The sequence below is a fragment of the Mesorhizobium sp. M0437 genome (assembly GCF_040321335.1).
GTDB lineage: Bacteria > Pseudomonadota > Alphaproteobacteria > Rhizobiales > Rhizobiaceae > Mesorhizobium.
On record NZ_JAMYRK010000187.1, the window covers coordinates 1 to 1788 of the forward strand.

At 60.2% G+C, this 1788-nt stretch carries 1 protein-coding gene; it reads left to right on the forward strand.

Annotation, left to right across the window (positions count from 1 at the left end):
- Positions 1–384: 384 nt before the first annotated feature.
- Positions 385–1788 (forward strand): Ulp1 family isopeptidase (locus NKI72_RS34820; protein WP_352852220.1); only part of this gene is annotated, 1404 nt, incomplete at its 3' end.

Sequence of the window (1788 nt, forward strand, 5' to 3'; positions counted from 1 at the left end):
CCCGCACCGTCCGAGTTGCGTGACCATGCTCGTTCTGTGCCGCCGGCGGTGCAGCCAGATCCTCCAATAGGGGTCTCCGGTCGCGACAAGGGTCCCCTCTATTCCAACGATGCGACCGTTGTCGAAGGGCTGAGGTCAGCTTACGCGGGTAAGGTCAAGGAGAGCACGGTCAAGCGCCATGTAAATTCTCTTCTCGGCTTTGGTCGTTGGCTCTTTGACAATAACAGGCCGGGATTTGCTGCTCGGCTTGACGAATCGTCGCTGGATCAGGATCGCAAGGAGTACGAGAGCAGGGGTGGCCCCTCGGAGTACGAGAGCAGGGGTGGCCCCTCGATCGTGGCTAGAGCACTGGGTCGTCTCAAGACGTTGGCGGGCGGAGCGCCAGTGGTCGACCGCCCTGTCCGGAATCCCTACCCTGCCGACGCCGCGCTCATCAGAGATTACACAGCGGCTCTCATCAAAGAGTACAAAGAAGCGCCTGCGACCGGGCCGAATCGCGGTACCATTCAGGTCTATGGATCTACTCTTATACGTTTCAGTGAATACCTGCATGAAAACAAAAAGCCGGGGATTGCGGATCGGCTTCACGAGGGGTCGCTGGATGAAGATGCCAAGCGCTATGTGAACTCCGGTGGTAACCGGAGGATCAGTGCACTAGCTCATCTCCGGAAGTTCGCACCCGGGCGCGAAATTGCCCTTGCTGCTCGTCCGGAAGACGCAGTCGGCATGGAGGCTCGTGCCATTGGGGACGCCGCTGCGCAGCGCAGCGGGACGCAGGAGGCATTGGGTCGGCCAGAGAGGCCCCCTGGGAAAGCTAAAGACGGGCGGGTGCTCGGCGCATTGGAATGGCTAGGCGACGAACATATCCAGAGGGATTACCAACTCCTGGAGCAGGAGTTGCAGGGGAACAATCCAGATCTCGCCGCCCGGACGCGGTTCGTGGATCCCCTCGTAGCCAATTATCATCTGCGCTTGGGCTCCGAGAGCGTCATGCTAAGCGCATTCCAGCGCATCGTCCATCAGAACGGTAACGACACAGCCGACTTCCTGTTCGTGCCAGTGAGCGATGGCGGTAAGACTCTTGCGGAGCGCGGCACCCATTGGTCGCTGCTGTTCGTTGATCGCAGCGACCGGGAACGGCCGGTTGCCTATCATTATGACTCCTACAACGGATGCAATGACACGCTTGCAAAAGAGCTCGCAGAAAATCTGGGCGCCAGCCTGGAGACCCGCGTGGGCGTATCCCGCATCGCCCAGCAGAGCAACGTGGTGGATTGCGGAGTCTACGTGGTGGACGGCACGCGGGCGCTGGTTGGGCGATTGCAATCGCAGCCAGATAACCTGAACCTCAACAACCTCGTCGTCAATCGGCAGGCACTACAAACCCGCCTCAGGGGTGACAATACATTCGGAACGGCAAATAATCTTACGAACTTTGAACTCATGGACCGACAGGCCCGAGACGCGGTTAAGGAAAGCCCCGTTGGGACGTTTCACCAGCAGATCAAGCGGCTCGGCCAGTCAGCGCCAGACGTTGCTCCCGGGGACCCATTTAAATTTCAAAGTCTTGAGAGCAAGGGGGACGCCGCTGCGCAGCGCAGCGGGCCGCAGGAGGAATACAGTTGGCCAGAGTATCTCCCCCCTGGGAAAGCTAATGAAGACGACGCTGTTCTGGCATCGTCTTTCGTGCCAGCTGGGCCCCATCACCAAGCCTCGGATCCCGCAGGGTCCTTTCGTCCCCTGAGCTGGCGCGACGGCGACCAGCGCGCGCCGGACGAGCGGATCGCT